Source organism: Saprospiraceae bacterium (assembly GCA_016714025.1).
Taxonomy (GTDB): domain Bacteria; phylum Bacteroidota; class Bacteroidia; order Chitinophagales; family Saprospiraceae; genus Vicinibacter.
This window is the reverse complement of sequence record JADJOB010000002.1, coordinates 2,588,848-2,610,689: the sequence shown is the minus strand read 5'-3', so window position 1 is coordinate 2,610,689 and position 21,842 is coordinate 2,588,848. Positions and strand designations below refer to the sequence as shown.

At 33.8% G+C, this 21,842-nt stretch carries 17 protein-coding genes; 10 read left to right on the top strand and 7 right to left on the bottom strand.

Annotation, left to right across the window (positions count from 1 at the left end; genetic code table 11):
- Window position 1 precedes the first annotated feature (1 nt).
- The 7 genes from IPJ80_13580 (at window position 2) to IPJ80_13550 (ending at window position 9,171) form a co-directional block, all read left to right on the top strand.
- Window positions 2–1,834, top strand: coding sequence for an arginine--tRNA ligase (locus tag IPJ80_13580; protein ID MBK7914516.1), 1,833 nt, complete (start codon window positions 2–4; stop codon window positions 1,832–1,834).
- Window positions 1,835–1,843: 9 nt separating this feature from the next.
- Window positions 1,844–3,514 carry a glutamine--tRNA ligase/YqeY domain fusion protein gene (locus tag IPJ80_13575; protein MBK7914515.1) on the top strand — a complete coding sequence of 557 codons (1,671 nt, stop codon included), beginning with the start codon at window positions 1,844–1,846 and terminating at the stop codon, window positions 3,512–3,514.
- Window positions 3,515–3,522: 8 nt separating this feature from the next.
- Window positions 3,523–4,077 carry a bifunctional pyr operon transcriptional regulator/uracil phosphoribosyltransferase PyrR gene (gene pyrR, locus IPJ80_13570; GenBank protein MBK7914514.1) on the top strand — a complete coding sequence of 185 codons (555 nt, stop codon included), beginning with the start codon at window positions 3,523–3,525 and terminating at the stop codon, window positions 4,075–4,077.
- 10 nt (window positions 4,078–4,087) lie between these two features.
- Entirely contained in the window at window positions 4,088–5,026 is a 939-nt protein-coding gene (locus tag IPJ80_13565) for an aspartate carbamoyltransferase catalytic subunit (GenBank protein MBK7914513.1), read from the top strand.
- Window positions 5,027–5,039: 13 nt separating this feature from the next.
- Complete coding sequence (locus IPJ80_13560) at window positions 5,040–6,215, top strand: glycosyltransferase (protein MBK7914512.1); 1,176 nt, start codon at window positions 5,040–5,042, stop codon at window positions 6,213–6,215.
- A 61-nt stretch (window positions 6,216–6,276) separates the two neighbouring features.
- Entirely contained in the window at window positions 6,277–7,698 is a 1,422-nt protein-coding gene (locus IPJ80_13555) for a DUF5106 domain-containing protein (GenBank protein MBK7914511.1), read from the top strand.
- A 123-nt stretch (window positions 7,699–7,821) separates the two neighbouring features.
- Window positions 7,822–9,171 carry a hypothetical protein gene (locus IPJ80_13550; GenBank protein ID MBK7914510.1) on the top strand — a complete coding sequence of 450 codons (1,350 nt, stop codon included), beginning with the start codon at window positions 7,822–7,824 and terminating at the stop codon, window positions 9,169–9,171.
- Between the two features lie 123 nt (window positions 9,172–9,294).
- On the opposite strand, the gene IPJ80_13545 is transcribed toward IPJ80_13550, so the two are convergent.
- The gene (locus IPJ80_13545; GenBank protein MBK7914509.1) at window positions 9,295–12,381 is read right to left on the bottom strand and encodes a hypothetical protein; all 3,087 of its coding nucleotides are present in this window, start codon (window positions 12,379–12,381) and stop codon (window positions 9,295–9,297) included.
- Window positions 12,382–12,474: 93 nt separating this feature from the next.
- On the opposite strand from IPJ80_13545, the gene IPJ80_13540 reads away from it, so the two are divergent.
- The gene (locus IPJ80_13540) at window positions 12,475–14,184 is read left to right on the top strand and encodes an ABC transporter ATP-binding protein (GenBank protein ID MBK7914508.1); all 1,710 of its coding nucleotides are present in this window, start codon (window positions 12,475–12,477) and stop codon (window positions 14,182–14,184) included.
- On the opposite strand, the gene IPJ80_13535 is transcribed toward IPJ80_13540, so the two are convergent.
- Complete coding sequence (locus IPJ80_13535; protein MBK7914507.1) at window positions 14,168–15,088, bottom strand: methionyl-tRNA formyltransferase; 921 nt, start codon at window positions 15,086–15,088, stop codon at window positions 14,168–14,170. The genes IPJ80_13540 and IPJ80_13535 overlap by 17 nt on opposite strands.
- A gap of 60 nt (window positions 15,089–15,148) precedes the next feature.
- Between IPJ80_13535 and IPJ80_13530 the strand changes: the two genes are divergently transcribed.
- Together IPJ80_13530 and IPJ80_13525 are read left to right on the top strand one after the other, a co-directional pair.
- Complete coding sequence (locus tag IPJ80_13530) at window positions 15,149–15,514, top strand: hypothetical protein (GenBank protein ID MBK7914506.1); 366 nt, start codon at window positions 15,149–15,151, stop codon at window positions 15,512–15,514.
- 50 nt (window positions 15,515–15,564) lie between these two features.
- Entirely contained in the window at window positions 15,565–17,013 is a 1,449-nt protein-coding gene (locus IPJ80_13525; GenBank protein MBK7914505.1) for an LptF/LptG family permease, read from the top strand.
- Between the two features lie 55 nt (window positions 17,014–17,068).
- Here the strand turns inward: IPJ80_13525 and IPJ80_13520 are convergent, their stop codons facing one another.
- From IPJ80_13520 to IPJ80_13500, 5 genes are all read right to left on the bottom strand, one after another.
- Window positions 17,069–17,674: a hypothetical protein gene (locus tag IPJ80_13520; protein ID MBK7914504.1), complete on the bottom strand. Its 606-nt coding sequence runs from the start codon at window positions 17,672–17,674 to the stop codon at window positions 17,069–17,071.
- A gap of 80 nt (window positions 17,675–17,754) precedes the next feature.
- Window positions 17,755–17,940, bottom strand: a complete 186-nt coding sequence (xseB, locus tag IPJ80_13515; protein ID MBK7914503.1) for an exodeoxyribonuclease VII small subunit — start codon at window positions 17,938–17,940, stop codon at window positions 17,755–17,757.
- Window positions 17,922–19,169: an exodeoxyribonuclease VII large subunit gene (gene xseA, locus IPJ80_13510; protein MBK7914502.1), complete on the bottom strand. Its 1,248-nt coding sequence runs from the start codon at window positions 19,167–19,169 to the stop codon at window positions 17,922–17,924. The genes xseB and xseA overlap by 19 nt, the downstream gene beginning before the upstream one ends.
- Window positions 19,170–20,375 carry an ADP-forming succinate--CoA ligase subunit beta gene (sucC, locus tag IPJ80_13505; protein ID MBK7914501.1) on the bottom strand — a complete coding sequence of 402 codons (1,206 nt, stop codon included), beginning with the start codon at window positions 20,373–20,375 and terminating at the stop codon, window positions 19,170–19,172.
- Window positions 20,376–21,839, bottom strand: a complete 1,464-nt coding sequence (locus tag IPJ80_13500) for a hypothetical protein (GenBank protein ID MBK7914500.1) — start codon at window positions 21,837–21,839, stop codon at window positions 20,376–20,378.
- Window positions 21,840–21,842 lie beyond the last annotated feature (3 nt).

Below are 21,842 nucleotides of genomic sequence, written 5' to 3'. Positions count from 1 at the left end.
AATGGATATGCTTTCGGCCCTTTTTCAACATGCATTTACTACTGTTCTTAATTATAGTGGAGATAAGTCTGAATTCGCTATTTTAAATTGTTCCTCAGAGTTTGATGCAGATTTTACTTTTGTATTATTTCCATGGGCAAAGAAACTAGGCATGAAGCCTGATGAAGTTGGCTTTAAAGTTGGGAATTATTTATTAGAAAATCAATCAATTTCATCTTTTTCAATTGTAAAGGGTTTTTTCAATTTTTCTTTGGACGATTCATTCTGGATAGCTGAAAATACCCGGCTCTATCGGTTGAATCAAGGAGAATTGATCAATAAAACTCCTTCGCCTCAAAAATATTTGGTAGAATATTGCTCTCCTAATACAAACAAGCCTCTTCACTTAGGTCATATTAGAAATATATTACTGGGATGGTCTTTGACAAACATTTTAAAAGCGATAGGGCATCAGGTTGAGACTACCCAAGTAGTGAATGATCGTGGTGTTGCAATATGTAAAAGTATGCTTGCTTGGAAAAAATATTCCAACAATGCTACACCGGATTCTACAGGAATTAAACCGGATCATTTTGTAGGTGATTATTACGTTTTGTTTGACAGAAAGTTAAATGAAGAATATTTGAATTGGCAAACATCCAATGAGGCACAAGCTATTTACTCATCAAATTTAAAAAAGGAAGAATCTCAAGTCGATTTTTTTAAAAGATATAAGAATGACTACTTTAACAATTTCAGTGAGTTGGGTAAGGAAGTTAGAGACATGCTTTTGAAGTGGGAGCATCATGATGAAGAAACACGTTCGCTTTGGAAAAAAATGAATGATTGGGTTTATAAAGGATTTAATGAAACATTTAATAAGTTGAATGTTTCATTTGATTATATATATTATGAATCTGATACCTATCTGCTGGGAAAGGATATCGTTGAGTATGGATTGAGCCAAGGTGTTTTTTATCAATTGCCAGATCAATCTGTTTGGGTGAATTTAGAAGATGTTGGATTGGATAATAAACTTGTTCTTAGAAGCGATGGAACTTCAGTATATATTACCCAGGATCTTGGAACAATCCGACAACGTTATGAAAGACATCATTCAGATAAGTATATTTACATTGTAGCGGATGAGCAAGACTATCATTTTAAGGTGCTTTTTGAAACTGTTAATAAGTTGAAAGAACCCTATGCAGGTAGTTTGTACCATTGTTCATATGGCATGGTTGATTTGCCTACCGGTAAAATGAAGTCCAGGGAAGGTACTGTTGTTGATGCCGATGATTTAATTGAAGAAGTTATTCAGGAGGCTACAACTATGGCTGAAGAGCGAGGTGAAATTGCATCCCTGCTGCCGGAACAACGAAATAAAATTTGTACCGATATTGCATTAGCGGCTTTAAAATATTTTATTTTAAAAGTTTCATATAAAAAACGTATGATTTTTGATCCTAAAGAATCGGTTGACATGCAAGGTCATACGGGGCCATACATTGTAAACGCATATGTTAGAATCAAATCTATTTTGCGAAAGTCAATGTGCGATGATGATACACCAAGGCCAATTAAAATTGAACGTGCGGAGAGGAACTTAATACGTTCAATGGGCAGTTATAACAAAATATTATTTGAATCTGCAGAAACTTTTGATCCCGCGCATCTTTCAAATTATTTATATCAATTGGCTAAAGATTTTCATAAATATTATCATGATTATAGGATTTTAAATGCAGAAACTACAGAATTAAAAAATTTTAGGCTGATGATTAGTGAGAATGTGTCAAAGATTATTTTGCACGGGATGAATTGTCTTGGAATCAGTCTTCCAGAAAGAATGTAAATTGAAATTATGGATGAAGGCGTAAATAAGTCATTGAATTTTATAGAGGAGTTAATTGAGGAAGATATCCGAAATGGTAAACATGGAGGAAGGGTTCATACTAGATTTCCTCCAGAGCCAAATGGCTATCTGCATATTGGTCATGCAAAATCCATCTGTCTTAATTTTGGATTGGCATTGAAATACAAAGGGAAAACTAATTTAAGATTCGACGATACGAATCCTGTAACAGAAGATACGGAATATGTCGAATCAATTAAGCAAGACATTCAATGGCTCGGATTTAGTTGGGAAGACCGGGAATTTTATGCAAGTGATTATTTCGAGCAATTATATCAATTTGCAATTCAATTAATTAAAAAAGGGAAGGCTTATGTGGACGATTTAAGTGCCGATGACATTGCAAAATATAAAAAAGGTCCAACGGAAGTTGGTATAGATAGTCCATTTAGAAATCGCACGATTGAAGACAATCTGGAATTATTTACTCAAATGCGCGACGGTAAATTTCTGGAAGGGGAGAAGGTGCTTCGAGCAAAAATTGATATGAGTTCTTCAAATATGCATTTGCGGGATCCCATATTGTATCGAATTCTTTACAAGCCTCACCACCGAACGGGATCAGATTGGTGCATTTATCCTATGTATGATTTTGCCCACGGCCAATCCGATTCAATTGAAGGGATAACACATTCCATTTGTACACTTGAATTTGAAAATCATAGACCATTGTATAATTGGTTTATTGAAAATTTGGGTATTTTTCCTTCTCAGCAAATTGAGTTTGCAAGATTGAATTTGAGTTATACGGTAATGAGTAAACGCAAATTGCTTCAATTAGTTAAGGATAATTATGTAGATGGGTGGGATGATCCCAGGATGCCTACACTGAGTGGAATGAGAAGACGAGGCTATACCCCTGAATCGATTCGCCATTTCACAAATTTAGTTGGAATCGCAAGGAGGGATAATGTAATTGATTTGGCATTATTGGAATTTGCTGTACGAGAAGATTTAAATAAAAGAGCGACGCGGGTTATGGCTATCTTTGAACCATTGCGGGTAGTCCTGACAAATTACGATGAGCAGGTAGAATTTTTGGAAATTGAGAATAATCCTGAAGACCCAAGCTCTGGAAAAAGACAAGTTCCATTTGGTAAAGTACTGTATATTGAACAGGAAGATTTTATGGAAAATCCTGTTGACAAGTATTTTCGTCTAACAAAGAACGGGATGGTTCGACTAAAAGGAGCTTATATAATTAAATGTGAAGATATTTTAAAGGATGCAAATGGAAATATTATTGAATTGCATTGTACGTATTTTCAAAATAGTAAAAGTGGTCAGGATCAATCTGGTTTAAAGCCTAAATCAACGATTCATTGGGTGGAAGATTCCCATGCGATCGGTGCAGAATTAAGATTATACGATCGTTTATTTACAGTGGCTGATCCAGATGATCATGAAGAAGATTTTAAAACATTTATTAATCAAGATTCTTTGGTTAAATTGACTAATGTTAAGGTAGAGCCATTTTTGAAATCATCTAAAGTGGGCGATTATTTTCAATTTATTCGAAAGGCATATTTTACACCTGACATCACTTCAAATCCTGAGCAGTTAGTATTTAATCGTACAGTCAATTTAAAGGATTCCTGGCAGAAATCACAGGATAAATAGATTTTAATATGAGCAAAAGAGCCAAAGTTATACTTTCAGAAGAAGCAATGAATATTGCTCTTGACAGGCTTTGTTATCAATTAATAGAACAACATGATGGCTTCTCAAACAGCTGTTTAATTGGTATTCAGCACAAAGGAGCATTATTGGCTGCTCGGCTTTATAATAAATTGAAAGCACTCAATCCATTAAATTCATTGGAATTTGGTAAAATTGATATTACATTTTCGCGTGATGATTTCAAGACAAATTTCAAATTGCAACCTTCATATCCTACTGAAATTAATTTTTTGGTCGAATCTAAGCGTGTAATATTAGTAGATGATGTTTTATATACGGGTAGAACCATTCAGGCCGCATTGCAAGAAATTCAAAATTATGGACGACCCAATAAAACAGAATTGTTAGTATTGGTCGACAGACATTTTAACAGGCAAGTTCCAATCCAGGCAGATTATTTTGGAATCCGGGTTGATGCATTGGATAATTCATATGTAAAAGTTGATTGGGCTGAAGAGAAAGGCACCGATCGCGTTTTGTTTTATGAAGAAGAACGTGAATAATTTTTTATAAATGACTGATCAAAAAATAAGTACCAGGCATCTAATTGGAATCAGAGATCTTTCTGTTTCTGATATCAAATTGTTATTAGAAACTGGAAAGCAATTTAAAGAAGTCTTACAAAGACCGATTAAGAAGGTGCCTTCCTTAAGGGATATTACGATCGCTAATTTATTTTTTGAAAATTCAACCAGAACCAGAATGTCTTTTGAATTAGCAGAGAAAAGACTTTCGGCGGATGTGATTAATTTTTCAGCAAGCGGCTCTTCGGTTTCAAAAGGGGAGAGTTTATTGGATACGGTTCAGAATATCCTTGCAATGAAAGTGGATATTATCGTATTGCGTCATGCTGCGGTCGGTGCGGCAAAATTTTTATCGGAAAAAGTTCCAGCGACAATAGTAAATGCTGGAGACGGCACACACGAGCACCCAACTCAAGCATTGCTTGATGCATTTTCGATTCAAGAAGCTTTGGGTACTATAAATAATGTAAAGGTTGCATTAATAGGAGATATTCTTCACAGTCGGGTTGCCTTGTCTAATATTCTTTGTTTAAAAAAATTAGGAGCAAAAGTTAAAGTTTGTGGACCTCCTACTTTGATACCAAAATATATAGAGTCTTTAGGGGTAGAAGTTGAGTTTAATCTTCAGAAGATTTTAAATTGGTGTGATGTTGCAAATGTTTTAAGGATTCAAACAGAACGCATGGAGTTACAATATTTTCCTTCTGCAAGAGAATACAGCCAATTTTTTGGAGTTTCTAAGAAAGAGTTGGATCTTTTATCAAAAAAAATTGTACTAATGCACCCAGGGCCAATAAACCGAGGTGTCGAATTAAATTCTGATGCGGCGGATTCAGAATATTCAATAATTCTAGATCAAGTAGAAAATGGAGTAGCTATCCGAATGGCGGTACTTTATCATTTAGCCGGACACAGAATCTCCAGTTGATTCGCTTCTAATAATGGCTTCCTATATCTTACATTTACCAAAATGGTTTCCAAATGAGGATGATAATCTGGAAGGTGTGTTTGTTCTCCGCCACATTCAATGTTCTTCATATAAACATAGCGCAAAGATAATTTATCTTAAAAGTACTTCCAGAGTAATTCCTGATTCATTTTATTATTCTGATTTTAAAGTGCAAGGTTCAAATGAAATCCACCTGATATATTATAGAAAAAGTTACTTAGGAATTAATAGTATTGATAAAATTATTAAGCTGTTTGTTTACTATTATTTATTATTTAAATTTTGTAGTAAACTTTTTAAGAAATTTGGTAAGCCCTATGCAATTCATGTGCATGTTTTACTGAGGTCAGCTTTAGTAGCACTTTATTATAAGATTGTTTATTCAGTTCCATATTTAGTAACAGAGCATAGCACACAATTTACAGATTCCCACTCAAGGTTAAAAAATGATTTCAAGAATCTTATCAGGAAGTTGGTTGTTAAAAAGGCAGCAGCTATTATTGTCGTTTCTGATAATTTAAGAATTGGAATGTTACGGTACGGCTTAATTAATTCCAATTATTTAGTTGTTTACAATAATGTAGATACATTGGTTTATTATGAAAAGCCCAAAAGCCCAATTCAAGAATTAAAATGTCTTCATGTTTCAGAATTTAAAAATGAGCATAAAAATATAACCGGAATTCTTGAGGTAATGATATTGTTTAAACATGAAGCTTTTCCAATTTTACTGGATTTGGTGGGTTATGGGCAGGACGAGCAATTGATTCAAGATTTTATAACTCAAAACAAATTGGAAAGTCAAGTCCGTTTACTTGGAAAAATGGATCCAATTGATTTAGCTCGGTGTTATCAGGAAGCGGATGTATTCATTTTATTTAGTAACAAGGAAAATATGCCTTGTGTCATTGCGGAGTCATTATGCTGCGGAACTCCAGTAATCAGTACAGAGGTAGGTGGGACTGGAGAAGTTATTTCTTCCGCAAATGGTATTTTAATCCCTGTTAATGACAAAGTTAAATTAAAAAAGGCACTTGAGGATTTTTACTTAAACAGACACAATTATTCGTCAATAAATATTTCGATGGATGCTATTTCTAAATTTAGTGACCGAGCAATAGGAGAAAAGATCATGAAATGCTATGAATCCTTGAGTCATTGTGGTTAAAATATTGTTATTATAGTTTGAAGTACTTTAGCCTGCATTAATTTTGTTTTAAAATTTGAAAATGATGTTTAATTTTCGTTGCATAATTGCTTGGATCGCTTGGGTTGTTACACTGACTGGAGCTTCGGCTGAAGGCTATAAAATTAAAGTAGATATTTCAGGTTATACCAATGATACACTTTTGCTTGGGTATCATTATGGCGACAAACAGTATATCAGAGACACAGCATTCCGGACCAAAGAAGGGTTTGTATTTAAAGGAGATACGGTTCTGGAGGCGGGAATGTATTTAATTGTAGTCTTGCCAACCCATGATTTCTTCCAGTTTTTAATTGATGGCAATAAGCAATCGTTTAGTATTCATACTCAATTGAATAACCTTACAGAGCATTTAGAATTTAAGTCATCAAAATTAAATGAAGATTTTGAAAAATATGTTGATTTTATTTCTAGCCGACGAATCCTGGCGGATTCTTTTTCAAAACAACTTAAGCTTGAGAAAGATTCTTTGAAAATAAAGCAGTTGGAAGCCAAGTTAAATCAATTTGATTTGGAAGTCAAATCTTACCAGCAGGATGTACTCACAAAACAACCGACAAGTTTATTGAGTTTAATTATTCGTTCGAGTTTAGATGTTGAAATACCTGATTTTAGTAAGCTCCCTGCCGAAAAAAGGGATATAGCTATATTTAATTATTACAAATCCCACTATTTTGATCAATTTGACTTTAAGGATGACCGAGGGGTCAGGATTCCTTTATATTTCCAAAAAATTGACCGTTATATTGAGAAATTAACGGTTCAACACCCAGATTCAATTAGTGCAGCATTAGACTATATATTAAATAACTGTGTTGCAAATTCAGAAAATTTGAAATTTTTATTATCTCATTACTTAAACTCCTACGCAAATTCCAAGTATGTAGGCATGGACGGTGTTTATGTTTATCTGGTTGAAAATTTTTATGCAAATGGAAAGGCCAGTTGGATGGATAAAGAAAACCTGGCTAAAATGGTTAATGATGCCAAATCTTTAAAACCATTATTAATAGATCGTATTGCTCCGGATATAAGAGTATTTACGAAAGATTCAAGTCCAATCCGAATGCATGAAATAAAATCGCCCTATCTGGTGTTATTATTTTGGGCACCAGATTGCGGACATTGTAAAAAATCTATGCATTACATCGTGGATTTTTATAACAAGTTCAAAACCAAGGGAGTAGAACTTTTGGCTGTATGTACTAAAACTGGCCAGGATGAGAAAACTTGTTGGGAAGGTGTAGAAAGTATGAATATGGGAAGTTGGATAAATGCCACAGATCCCTTACATTTGTCTAGATTTAAAGTTATTTACGACCTAAAAACCACCCCCCAAATTTACATTCTTGATAAAAACAAGAAGATATTGACAAAAAAAATTGGGGCAGAACAACTTAGTGAAATAATGGATAAGTTGTTGACTATCAAAGAGAACGAATAAAAAAAGCACTTAGATTGGTACAAATGGTTTAAAATTTATTGCTGTCATTTATATATTATAAAAAATTATAATATATTTGTGACTGATAACGTTGTTATCATGTATTTTGTAAAACCATTGAGTATGACCTTTATAAGAACCTCGCTGAAAGGCATGATTTATTTAATCGCCTTTTTCTTTATGACTTCGTGTCAAAAAGAATCCACTCAGATTACCAATAATCCTTTTATTAACAATGCAGATCCGACTTTAGTCCAGGATTGGACAAATTTGTCAATTGATCTTAGCAATGCATGTAATGGATTTAATGACTTGATTTCAAGCAGAGCTCATTATTATATGGCATTAACCATGTATGAAGCTTTATTGCCCGGATTGAAAAATTATCAAACTTTACAAGTTCGATTGGCAAATTTTCAAACTACTTTGCCGGTTGCAGATCAATCAAAGAACTATAATTGGATGATTGTTTCAAATCATGCACTTGCAATTGTTGCAACTGAGTTATTTAAAGCCTCTGGTACCCAGAATTTAGATCGAATTACTCAATTAAGGGATAAATATGTTCAAATTGCGTCTAATGAGTTAGACGAAGAAATTATTCGTAACTCCAAAGAGCTTGGGAATGAAATAGGTTGGAAAATTCGGGATTATTCACTTTTAGATGGGCGTTCGGATGCTCACTTAAATAATTATCCAGTGTTTTCATTGCCTTCCAAGGAAGGTTGTTGGATTCCTACTCCTCCTGATTATTCAGCTAAATTATTATTGCCATATTGGGGTGCTACTACACCTGCTTTAATGGAGAACGTATTAGGTATTTTACCTTCTCGCTTATTATTATACAATACGTCTCAAACTTCAATCATGTTTTCTGAAGCGGTGGAGGTATATAATATGACCAACAATTTATCTGCTGCACAAAGAGAAAATTATGAGTATTGGAATCAAGCTAAAGATCATGAAGCTACCGCGTTAAATCATAATTTGTTATTAATGTTGCAGCTATGTGAAGATAAAGACTTGCGCTTAGACCAAACTTTGGAACTCTATGTAAGAATGGCAATAACGATTTATGATGGATATATATTAAGTTGGAAAACTAAGTATACCTATAATTTATTAAGACCTTCTAGCTATATTAAACAAAATATAAACAGATATTTTATACCAGATTATTCATGCAACCCTGCACCTGATTTTGTTTCTGAGAATGCACTTGTTTACAGTGCTTGTTCAGAATTATTAGGAAGTTACTTTGGTTACAGAACTTCTTTTATGGATTACACTCAATCATCCAGGTCAAATTTACGTGAGAGTAAACGCTATTTCGAGTCTTTTAATATTATGGCAAAAGAAGCAGCTTATGTTGATTTATTATCTGCGGCCTATTTCAGAACGAGTATTGACATTGGTTTTCAAATGGGTTTTGATCTATCTCAAAATGTACTCAATCTTAAATTGCAATATTAAGTATCTGGTATTAAAAATTTAAATCATCAGCGAATTCAATAAATAACTTAAGAATTACTCTTCAAGCCGGGATACAAAAATTTAAAATTTTAACTAAAAGAAAGGAAGTAACTTAGTAATGAGTTACTTCTTTTCTTTTTTGAATGGATTCCATTCTTTCATTTTATTTTTAATATCATCTACATTTACTTTATCACCTGGCTTTTTAATGCTATCCAGGGGGTTTTTTAATATATCTTTAGCTTTATTAAGAATATTGGAATCAATAGATTTTGTTGCTTGTTTACCTGCCTTTTCCAAGATTTCGTCTTTATAAGAATCAGCTTTTTCATTAGCTTTTTTTCTGAGACTATCCTCATATTTATTCAGTTCTGAAGCCGCTTTGTCTTTTAATTTATCAACTTCTTGTTCAGCCCGATTTGTTAAACTGTCTTTAATTGAATTTTTCAAATCATTGCCAATAGTAGATTCATTTTGCTCTTCCCCTTTTTCATTGACCCATTTTAGATTAAATTGTGGATTAGTTAAACTTCCTTTCATGGCTACTGCAATGTTTAAGGATTTACTATTTAAACCATTTACTCCATATTTAGCAAGCGTGCCAGACAGTTTTTCCAAACTTTTATCAAGGTTTATTGCTTTTGTTATGCCATCAACTTTATTCTTCGGAATGTTAAAGAGAAAGTTATAATCCATTTCTCCACTGATTTTATGATTGCCGCCTATTGTAATACCAATATCATCAATTTTTTTATTAAAATCCTTTAAAGTGACGAATCCATTTTTAACGGTAAGCCAATTCTTGGTATTTTTTAAATCTAAATTCTTCAATGATGAAATATTTAATTTAGATGCTAGTTGATCTAATGGTTTAAATCCTTTTATTGATCCTTCCAATGTTTCAACAAATCCTTCAATATTGATACTTTCATATATTGGATTTAGCGATTTATCCAAGCTTCCCTGGAAAATGATATTGCTATTAAAAAATCCTTGAATGTACTGCATAATAGGAGCAAGTTTCTTTATGCTTAATATAGAATTGAATGCATTGGAAAACTGAACTTTTGACATGTCATATTTAAAGTTAAAAGTAGGGTTACTGGGTTCTTTTGTACTGTATAATCCGTTTAAAAACATTTTTCCTCCCATCGCATTTGAATTAATGTTCTGAAATAGTATTTCAGAATTTACAATTTGCATTTGACCTTGTAAAGCATTCATAATAAGAGGTCGGTAAATAAATTGTTTAGCATTAAATGCAATATCAAAATTAAATTCAGGGGGGATTTGAAATGCTTCTGTTGATACGGGTAAGTTTGATTGGACGCTTGTGTCTGATTTAAGAAATTGATCGGCATCAAAGACAGTAGCACTCAACTGCATTTTTCCATTCAATACCTTGTCTTGAAACATATACCCAGCTAAATTAGTAAAGGTCCCCTTGCCTTGAATTTGGTTATTATTAATTTCAGCCGAGAAATTATGAAGTATCAATTGATCGCCAATTAATTCGCCCGAACCGTTTACTGCATTGATTTTATATTCTGGGTAAACTAATTTGGAAATATTTGATTCAAAGGATACTTGTAATCCTTCCAAAGCATTTGAATTCAATGAAGCGTCATTTGATTTGCTTTGTGATGGTGAGGGTTCTGTTATCCACTCTGTTAAGTCCACCAGATTACTATTGCTTACAATTTTTAGTTTGACGCTTGAAGCAGGTGTAAAATATTTTAAAGGCTCTTGCCATGAAAGATTGGCCTTCAAATCGCTTTTTCCAAATGAACTATTTAGCTCATTTATTACGATAAGTTCAGGAGAAATTTTAATAACTGCCTGATCGATTTTGATTTCAGGCAAATCTTTTGTCTTGTATTTAATTAAATCACATAAAACGCTTCCCTGTAATTTTACATCGGAATATTGATTGTTTTCTATGGTTTTTTGATTAAAATTAAATTCAAGATCAGGTTTAATTGCTCCGGACAACTCAGTACCAGGAGCCATTGGATAGAACGCGCTTAAATCTGAAAGATTGAGAATGCCTTTGATTGTACCTGCCACTGTGGTATTTTGAAAAATATCTGTAAGCTGTAGTGAACCATTCAATAATTGATTATTTAGATTCATTTTAAATGAATTGATGTTCAAATACGCATCTTTACCTGAAATATCTGAGTTGCCTGATTTGATTTCCAAAGCCACATCTTGAATTTTTAATTGCTTTTGTGGGTATTTAAGTGAACCATTATCAATTGAACATTGGATGTTCCAATTGGGATAAAATTTGTTTAAAGTAGAATAAATTCCATTTAATTCAATTTTAAACATGAAAGTCCCGCTTGATTCAACAGATTTGTAATCTTTTGTAAATGCATTTGGCAAAATGGAAAACAAATCTTTAAACTCATTTCCCGGAGATTCAATCGCAAGATTCATTATGGTTGAATCTTTTAGTAATTGAATATCTCCTTTGCATAGTAGTTTTAAATTATTTAAATTGAATTCAGATTCCTTGATTACATATTTTGAATTTTGTTCGGAATAAGCTAAATTTAATTTAGAATCTAATGTTAAATTTTCAATCACGGGAATTCCATTTGAGTAATAATTTATTGATTGAATTTGTGTGTTTGAAACAAGATTCAGAATATCATTCATTTGAACAATGTTTCCAGAATGATTTAAATTACTGATCTTGCTAGAAGTATTGCTAAAATTATCAATATAATTTAGTTCACCTTCCTCTATGAAATAGTGACTAATTTCAAGAGTTGTCTTCGAACTGACTGGTTCTGTGCTTGAGTCTGTTTTTAAGATTTGAGCATTATTGTGTAAGCTGTCAAATTGTATGAAATTAATGATTGGTTTAATTAAACCGAATGAGTTAATTACGGTATTTTTACGATCCCTAATTAATTTCCAAAGGCTTAGGCTGATAAATATTTCTTCCCCACTGAATAGCAAGGAGGTATCCTGGTTTACGTATGCCAAACATTGCGGTTTTTCAATTGAAATAGCTAAATTAGGGAAGTCCCGAAACAAGGAAATGCTGGCATCCTCGAATTCAAATTTGCCGTTAATGGAGCTACTTGCTTGAGTTTTAATAGCCTCCATAACTGTGGATTTATAAAATATGGGTATTATAAATGCTAATGCCAAAAGGCCTAAAATGATAAAAAGGCCTACTTTTAATAATTTTCTCATAGAATGTGTATGTTTTATGTATCAACCTAATTTATGCAAAATTAGTATCTACAATGTAAACAAATAGTTCGACTTTATTGCTTTATTTGTGAAGTGAATTTGTTAGATGTAAAAAATGTAACTCTGGGTTTTAATAATGCAAGCGGTTATTCCAAAACCCTTGATTCTGTTAACTTTGAAATTCCAGAGAACTCCATATTAGGTATTGTAGGGGAATCTGGATCCGGCAAGACATTGACAGCACTCTCCATTTTACAATTACTGGATCCTTCTGCCCAATTTAGTAGCGGTGAGATTTTATTTCAAGAAAATGGACAAATCACTGATTTAGCTAAGTTAAACGAAAAGGAAATCAGGTCATTCAGAGGGCGTAAAATTGGCATGGTTTTCCAAGAACCCATGTCGTCTCTAAATCCCTTATTAAGTTGCGGGTTTCAGGTTTCTGAAGGTCTTAGGGCTCACAAAATGGGAAATGCAGCAGAAATTAGAGATCGGGTAATGCATTGTTTTGACTTAGTCGGTTTAAAAGATCTGGATCGGATATACAAATCTTATCCTTTTCAATTATCCGGCGGACAACTCCAAAGAGTTTTAATTGCACTCGCCATTAGTTGCAGTCCAAAATTAATCATTGCGGACGAGCCAACCACGGCACTGGACGTAAGCTTGCAAAAGCATATTATCGATCTGTTAAAAAAACTAAACACCGAACTAAATATATCCATTTTATTTATAAGTCATGATTTGAATGTAATCAAGAAATTGTGTAATGATGTTTTGGTAATGTATAAGGGCCAAATTATTGAGCGGGGTCCCGTAGATGTTGTTTTTAGTCATCCACAACAAGACTATACAAAAGCTTTAATTAAAGCCAGACCTCCATTAAATAAAAGACTAAATAGATTGTTGACCAAAGAATCTATTAGCGAAAATAAATTACCAGATGATCAAGATTCACTTTTTTCATCAATTTCTGTAGAACAGATTGAAAATGATTTAACAAAACTATTTCAACATGATAAGTTGATTCAATTAGAGCATGTACATGTTAAGTACCCATTAAAATCTGGCTTTTTTGGATATAATAAGCAGGAATTTCATGCTGTAAATGATGTGAATTTTACAATATATGAAGGTGAAGTATTGGGTTTAGTTGGCGAATCAGGAAGTGGGAAATCATCTGTTGGGAAAGCAATTTTAAATTTAGCCCCTGTTTCAGAGGGAATCATTAAATATCGAAGCAGTCAAATAAATAATTTAAACAAGCAAGAATGGAAATTGCTGCGTAAGGATATGCAATTAATATTTCAGGATCCATATTCTGCATTAGACCCAAAGCAAACGATAGGTGATGCTATACTCGAGCCAATTTTAGTTCACAATCTTTTTCCAAACAGGCGAATGGCTATCCAACGTGTTTATGAACTTTTAGTAAAAGTAGGTTTGCAGGAAGACCAATATAACAGGTATCCACATCAGTTTTCCGGGGGTCAAAGACAGCGGATCTGTATAGCGAGAGCTTTAGCACTTGAGCCTAAATTTCTGGTGTGCGATGAACCCGTGTCAGCATTAGATGTTTCAGTTCAGGCGCAAATTCTAAATCTATTAAAAGATTTACGCGATGAATTTAAATTATCCATGTTGTTTATTACACATGATATGGCTGTTGTTAGATTTATAGCCGATCGGATTGCTGTTATGAATTCCGGCAAAATTGTTGAATACGGCAATTGTGAGCAAGTAATTAACCACCCAAAACATGAATATACCAGGGAATTAATTGATGCTATTCCAGTTTTTTAATGTCTCGATTTTGCAATCCGTTTATAAATTCTTTGGCTGTGACTTTGCGTTTACCTTCTGCTTGAATTTCAAATATTTGTATAAATCCATCTGTACATGCTATTTTTAATGAATCAGTTTCTATAAGCCATTCTCCGGGAACTAAGGTATGGGACTGATTTATTTTTGATGCTTTGTGAATTTTATACATCTTTCCCTTTTCATTAAACCATGCGCAAGGATAGGGTATAAGTGCCCGAATTAAATTGTAAATAACTGCGGTCGATTTTGTCCAGTCAATTTGACAATCTTCTTTGAATATTTTTGGAGCCGCGCTGGCTTGTTCATCATTCTGTGTTTTATAATTAGCAGTATTGGATTCTATTTCTTTTAAACTTTTTATCAAAAGGGGGGCACCTGCCTGGGCCATTCTATCATGCAATTCGCCACCTGTCTCATCGGAACCGATTGGCAATTCCAGCGAATTAACTAGATCCCCGGTATCAATTTCATGCGCTAACCTAAAAACGGTTAAACCCGTTTTTGTTTCTCCGGCCATGATCGCCCGTTGAATTGGTGCAGCTCCCCTATATTGAGGAAGAAGGGAAGCATGCAAGTTTACAGATCCAAATTTTGGTAAGTGAATGAGTGAAAGTGGCAACATTCGAAATGCAACGATGACGTTGATATCTGGATTAAGTCTTTTGACCTGATTTAGAAATTTCTCAGATTTAAGGTTTTTTGGCTGTAAAAGAGGTATCTCATGATTTAGGCAGTAGGATTTTACAGCGGATACCTGCAATTGATGGCCTCTGCCAGCAGGTTTGTCGGGTGATGTAATGACAGCGACTATTGTATGTTCGCGATGAATCGCATCTAATGATGGAATTGCAAACTCTGGTGTTCCCATAAATAGTACGCGCATATGAATCCTTTTCACTGCAAAATAAACCCGAAATCCCCATATTGAAATAGATTTGCATTCATGAATCGTCTCATTTGTTTTGGATTAGGAACTGTTTTGTTATTGCAATTTCAATTTAGTCGATTTGGGCATGCTTATGTTAGACCAGTATTAGATACAGAGCCTAAGTTAATAAAGGCATCCTTTTACGCAGATTCAAATCGTTGTTTTATCATTGCGGGTAGTTTTCTGATTCCACAAAATGCTGAAAATCAGCTTAAAATCATAAAAAATAAAGGATTTAAGAAAGCATTCAAGTATAATTTTCCACAATCTGAATATTATTCTGTCGTTGTTGATACGTTTAATGTTGGTGACACAAGCCATATCTTAATGACTGACGAGCTTATACGTTTAAAACTGCCTTACTTTATTAAGTGTTTATAGCCATTGATGCTTCTTGATTTACCATGATAGCCATTAAGAAAATAGATCTTATGTTGATAAAAGGCTTTATACCGCCTTTTTTCATATCATTCTTCATGGCCTTATTCGTTTTGGTTATGCAGGTTTTTTGGCTTTACATTGATGATATCTTAGGCAAAGGAGCCGGTATTTTTGTTATTTTAGAATTTCTATTTTACCTGAGTTTTTCATTGACCCCATTGGCTTTGCCTATTGGTGTGTTAATGGCAGGGGTTTTTTTATTTGGGAATTTAGGGGAGCAATATGAACTGTCCAGTATGAAGTCAGCTGGAATCTCATTGTTTCGCATTATGCTGCCTGTAATGCTTTTAGCACTATTTGTAGCCCTTTTTTCATGGATTTGTTCTGATTATATAATCCCAAGATCAAATCTTAAATACCTAAGCCGTTTGCATGATCTTAAACGCCAAAAACCCACCTTGGGATTGGATGAAGCTGTGTTTAATGATGACTTTTATGGTTATACCATTCGAATCGGGCACAAGAGTTCTAATGGTAATGATATTTCAGATATTTTGATTTACGATCACAGTAAATTTGAAAATTCCGGTGAAAAAACTACAATATCTGCAGCATCTGGAAAGATGTATGTTACGGATGAGGAAAAATATATGGTTATGGTTTTACAGCACGGGACCGTTTACCAGGATCCTGGCAGGCGGAATTCTTCAGGATCGGAACTTCCCTACATTCGAACTTCATTTAATGAATTGACAAAGGTTTTTGATTTGAGTGAATTCCAATTAGATCGAACGGATGAAGATTTGTTTAAGAATGATAAACGAATGAAGAATAGTCAGCAGTTAAGACAAGAAATTGACAGTATTGGTCGTACACTCAATCGAAAAAACCATGATTTGCTTACCACCTTGTCCCTTGACCGAATTCTAAATAATAAAAAAGATACCATTACTAAATCGAGTCCGTTTACACATTTTTACTCTAAGCAAAATCTTGCCTTGCTTGATAGCTTGATCTGTGATTATGAAACCAAAGGAACAGATCTATTTAAGCCTTTGTCAACAAAAATTATTCAAAATGTTGAAATCAATCTTGAACGCAGAAATACGTTTGTTAAGGAGACTCGTCAAATTAAAGTACAAAAAGCAAAATTTGAATATGAACTTTTTATTAAGTACTCGCTGGCAGTAGTGTGTCTTTTATTCATATTTGTAGGTGCGCCTTTAGGCGCTATTGTCAGAAAAGGCGGCTATGGCTATCCTTTTATTATTTGTATACTGGTTTTTGCTGCTTATATTCTTCTTAATACGTTTTGTAAACGATTAACCGAAGGTTTAAAAATCCCAACTGTATGGGCGGCATGGTTGCCTTGCATTATTCTCACGATTCCAGGAATTTTTATTACCTGGTCAGCAATGCGTGATCGCAATGCCTGGGATGATATTAAGCTTTTTAGTCGTCGTTTAACCAAGCTTCTCTGGAGCTCCAAAACACAATAAAATAAAAAAGGCCATCGGATCAACCAATGGCCTTGTAAAAGTCAGGTAATTTGTTTTATTTATCAATCGGATTAATTACAAATCCTTGAAATGCCAGGGTTTTTAAATCTGAGATTCTGGTTACATATAAGGTATACCTCATATTATAAGAACATTCGACTCTCTGACCATCAATTAATGGTTGGTCATCTAAATTCCATCTAAATACGTAGCCGGTTTTTTGACCTTTCAAATCTTCATCCAAAACGATCGGAATCAAGGTGATACCACCTGCAAAACAACCATACTTTTGAATTTTGATATTAAAGTTCAATCGTTTGTCCACAAGTTTTGGACCATCCGCTTCAAGTATGTTTTCTTCAAAACAAGCACTTGATTTTGGGCTTACAAAGAGGGAATATCCAATTTTAATTCCTCTGGAACAGCAATACACTTCTCCGGTAACAGAACTACATATTCTGTCTGCTTCTTTCTGAAGTTCGCTTAATTTAACGGCAATTAATTCTGCGCAATCAAATTTAGAATTGCAAGGACCAACTGCTTGTTTCAAATTTTCAGGGATCGCTTCGGTAACTACTTTTAAAGTATCCGGGATTTGAAGAGCCTCTTTTTGACAAGAAACTGCCAAAAGCAATAAGCCAATAAATGAAATCGTTTTCATGTTAATTAATTTTAGGGTGAATAATAAATTACATGAAAGGATTGCACATTTCAGAAAAGGTTATCAGTGCAATAAAAAAATTATTCTTTAGGCTCGATTTCCTGTTCTATTGACCTTAGCAGTTCCTGGCAGTATTGGAGAAGCCCTCTTGCCTTGCGTATTTCCTCAGGTAAGTTTTCAAGTGGAATTTTATCTTCCTTAAGTTGGGTATAGAGAACCTGCAATTGCTCCATGGCATCGTTGTAATTTAACTTTTTTGTGGCCATATATCTGTGATTCTACTTTTAAAAGTACCATTAATTAATTTAGTATCAACCAAATCCCCGGCGTTTAAGTTTTCTATTGTTTGAACTAACTTTCCATTTCTATAAACCAGACTATACCCTTTGCTTAATATTTTATCAGGATCATTTAAATCCAAACATCCCTGAATTTCAATAAAGAGCATGTGATATTTATTAAGTAATTTGTTTTTACACATTTCAATATTGTGGCGGAGTTCATTCCCTTTGCTTTGCTGGTCAAATAGAATTCTGCGAGTCGTGCTAATTAAATTGGTCTCAATGGAGGCCAGTGATGTTTTATAATTATTCTTTTTCGCAAGAGCATAATTGCAAATTTCCTGATAAGTTGAAATAAGACCCATTTCAAACTGTTGATTGATGTGAAGAATTTCATCAGCAACGGCTGTTGGAGTTTTTAAGGCTGAAAAAGCAGAAAGATCTGCTAATGATTCATCAATAAAATGACCAATGCCTGTAAAAACAGGGTAGGGGCACTCAGAAATAGCTTTTGAGATAAGATAATCATCAAATTCCAATAAATCGTGTTTTGAGCCACCTCCACGAATTATTACTACAAGATCTGATTTAAATTTATTTTCTTTCTTGATTAACTCAAATGCATTACAAATTTGATTGACTGTATGGGCCCCTTGCATGGCCGCTTCGTATTTTTTTATTTTAAAAGTAAAGCCAAAGTGATTCTGAATTAAATGATTTAAAAAGTCTTTGCACCCAGCACTGTCTGAGCTTGTGATTAGAGAAATATTTTTAATTGCACAAGGCAATGTGCTGTTTTTATTTTTTTGCCAAAGAAGTTCGGATTTTAACCGCTCGATTATTTTAATTTTACCTTGAATTATTTTGCCTAATGTGTAAGTTCCATCCAGATCCTGAACAATCAGTTTTAAACCGTAACGTGCGTTGTAATCGATGGTAACATTCAGCAATACCTGATTGCCTTCAACTAAGATTTGAAATAAATCAAACGGATTATTCTTTTGAATTGAGGCAACGGCAGTCTTCCAAATTACAGCAGAAGATTGGGCGATGATTTGATTGTTATCATCTTTTTCAATTAATTCAAGGTATATATGTCCTGATTTTTGCTTAACATTTAGTAATTCACAATTAATCCAAACCGGATCCTGGAAATTTACAGCAATAACTCGCCGTATATAAAGATTAAGCTTGCTTAAACTAAATTGCTCCAATTAAAGTTTCAATACATTTTTTATTAAATCAGCTGCTTCTTGCAATTGAATAGCTGAATGAACTTCTAATCCTGAATCGTCAATGATTTTCTTTGCAATTTCAGCATTGGTTCCTTGCAGTCGAACAATAATAGGAATATTTATGTCTTTCATATTTTTATACGCATCAACAATACCTTGCGCTACTCGATCGCAACGGACGATGCCTCCAAAAATATTAACCAGTATAGCTTTAACCGCCGGATCTTTTAATATGATTCTAAAAGCTTGTTCGACCCGACTTGCATCGGCAGTTCCACCAACATCAAGAAAATTTGCAGGATTGCCACCAGATAATTTAATGATATCCATCGTAGCCATGGCTAAGCCGGCTCCATTGACCATACAACCCACATTGCCATCTAATTTAACATAATTCAGATTAAAAGCTTTGGCTTCAATTTCTGTAGGATCTTCTTCAGATTCATCTCTCATGGCTTCAATATCGGCATGTCTGTAAAGTGCATTATCATCCATCACCAATTTGCAATCAACCGCAACAATTTCATCATGGCCATTTTTAAGAGTTGGGTTAATTTCAATTAAACTGCAATCTAAATTCACAAAGGCTTGGTAAAGTGACTTTGTAAAACCTAACATCTCTTTAAAAGCTTTGCCGCTTAAACCAAGATTAAAAGCTATTTTTCGACATTGAAAATCTTGTAAACCTAAACATGCATCAACAAACTCTTTAAATACAAGCTCTGGAGTTTCCTCCGCAACTTTTTCAATATCCATTCCTCCCATTGGAGAATAAATAATTACATTCTGTTGCGAATTACGATCTGTAAGAATAGAAAAATAGTATTCTTTACATTGATCAAATTTAGGAACATAGGAGTCTTCAGTGATCAATATCTTGGTGACTAATTTACCTGGACCGGTCATTCCTCCGGGCGTTTGAGGTGTTTTCAAATGCATTCCCAAAATGTCGGATGAATATTGGATTAACTCTTCTTTTGATTTCGCCAATTTAACTCCTCCGCCTTTACCGCGACCCCCTGCATGGATTTGTGCTTTAACAACAGCAAAATTTGCATTACTTTCTAAAACAATTCTGTTATAATTTTCTAAAGCTTCTTCAGGGTTTGATGCGACATATCCTTTTTGTGTTCGAATGTTAAAGCGATTCAATAATTCTTTTCCCTGATATTCGTGTAAATTCATTTATTTGGTTTTTATAACAAGTTTTGTTGGCTTAATTGCAGAAATATTTTTAGTTGAAAGGATGTAGATACCATCGGGTATATCCTTAATAGAAAACAATAGATGATCGTTTAATTCCCTTTTGTCATTCAATTCAATTTGATGACCAAAAATGGAGCTTAGCCTAAATGATTCAGACATAAACTGTTTACCATCTTTTAGAATAAAACTTTGCGTACCTGATACCGGATTTGGTATTAGGATTGATTTATTATTGTTATCCAACTTATTTTCAGTCGAAACCAGTTGATCCGTTCTAAATAATGCAACTTCTGAACTGGTTCCACAAAAATCAAAATCAGAAAAAGCTCGGACTTTCCACCAATAGTTTTTATTCGAAATTAATGAATCCAACTCAACATAGGGGGTAGTAACCATGAGGTTTTTAACAATTACTGTAAAATTTTCAGTTCTTGAAACTTGAATGCTGTAATAGGTAGCATTTGGAACAGCTTGCCATGATAATAGTATTTTAGACGATGGAATCACAACGCTGTCTATTGGAAAATTCAATGCAATTGGATTTTGATCCAGTGTTTTTGGATTGACATTTGCACGTTTGAGATTTGCTCTTGGGCCATTATAAAAATTCAACATGGCTTTCATTTGATCTCCTGAAAACCTTTTCATGCAGTCATCATTAGAATAAGACATAAACAAGGTTCCATCAACACGAAAAGTAGAATCTTTAGTGTCGCGTAATATTGAACCACTAAATCCATCACCTGAACAAGTCCAACGGTTGCTTATATAATCTGGATCTGTGTCACAAAAGTTATCGGCTTGAGATTTACAATTTTTACGTTCTACATTTTCAATAGAAGTAGATACCTGACTTTGATAATCTTCTGTTTGTTTTCCATTTGAGTACCTAATTCCTTCCCAACCGTAAAATGTATGAGGCAATGAAAAATAATGTCCAAGTTCATGTGCCCAGGTATGGCTGTTTTTGCCGACGCAGTTTTTACTTAAAGCAACTGCATCTCCTCTGTATGTATAATAACCACAGTTACCTGCTGGATTTGCGACTAAATAACAGTTAACAATATTAGGATAATTATTTTTCAACATCATCTCTTCTCCTTTATCGTATTCTGCATGATCATTCCAGGAAGTATTGCGAATGTAGTTGATATCATTTTCAAGGTAAAATTGAATTCCGCTGGGTAAAAAATCCTGATTTAATGTGCACAATGCCTCGAATATGATTAAATTCGAAAAGAATCCAACAGCATTATCATTGGCTACGTTGTGAATTTGTAAGGGTATATAAATAAGTCCGTTGTCAACTTTTTCAAAGTGCGGCAAATTTTCACGAAGCGTCATTAGATGCTGCTGATCATTTTTCCCCGTGCCACAATAAGAAGATTGAGCATTTGTGCTCACATTTAATAAGCAAAATGCAAGAAGTATATAAAACCTCATGTA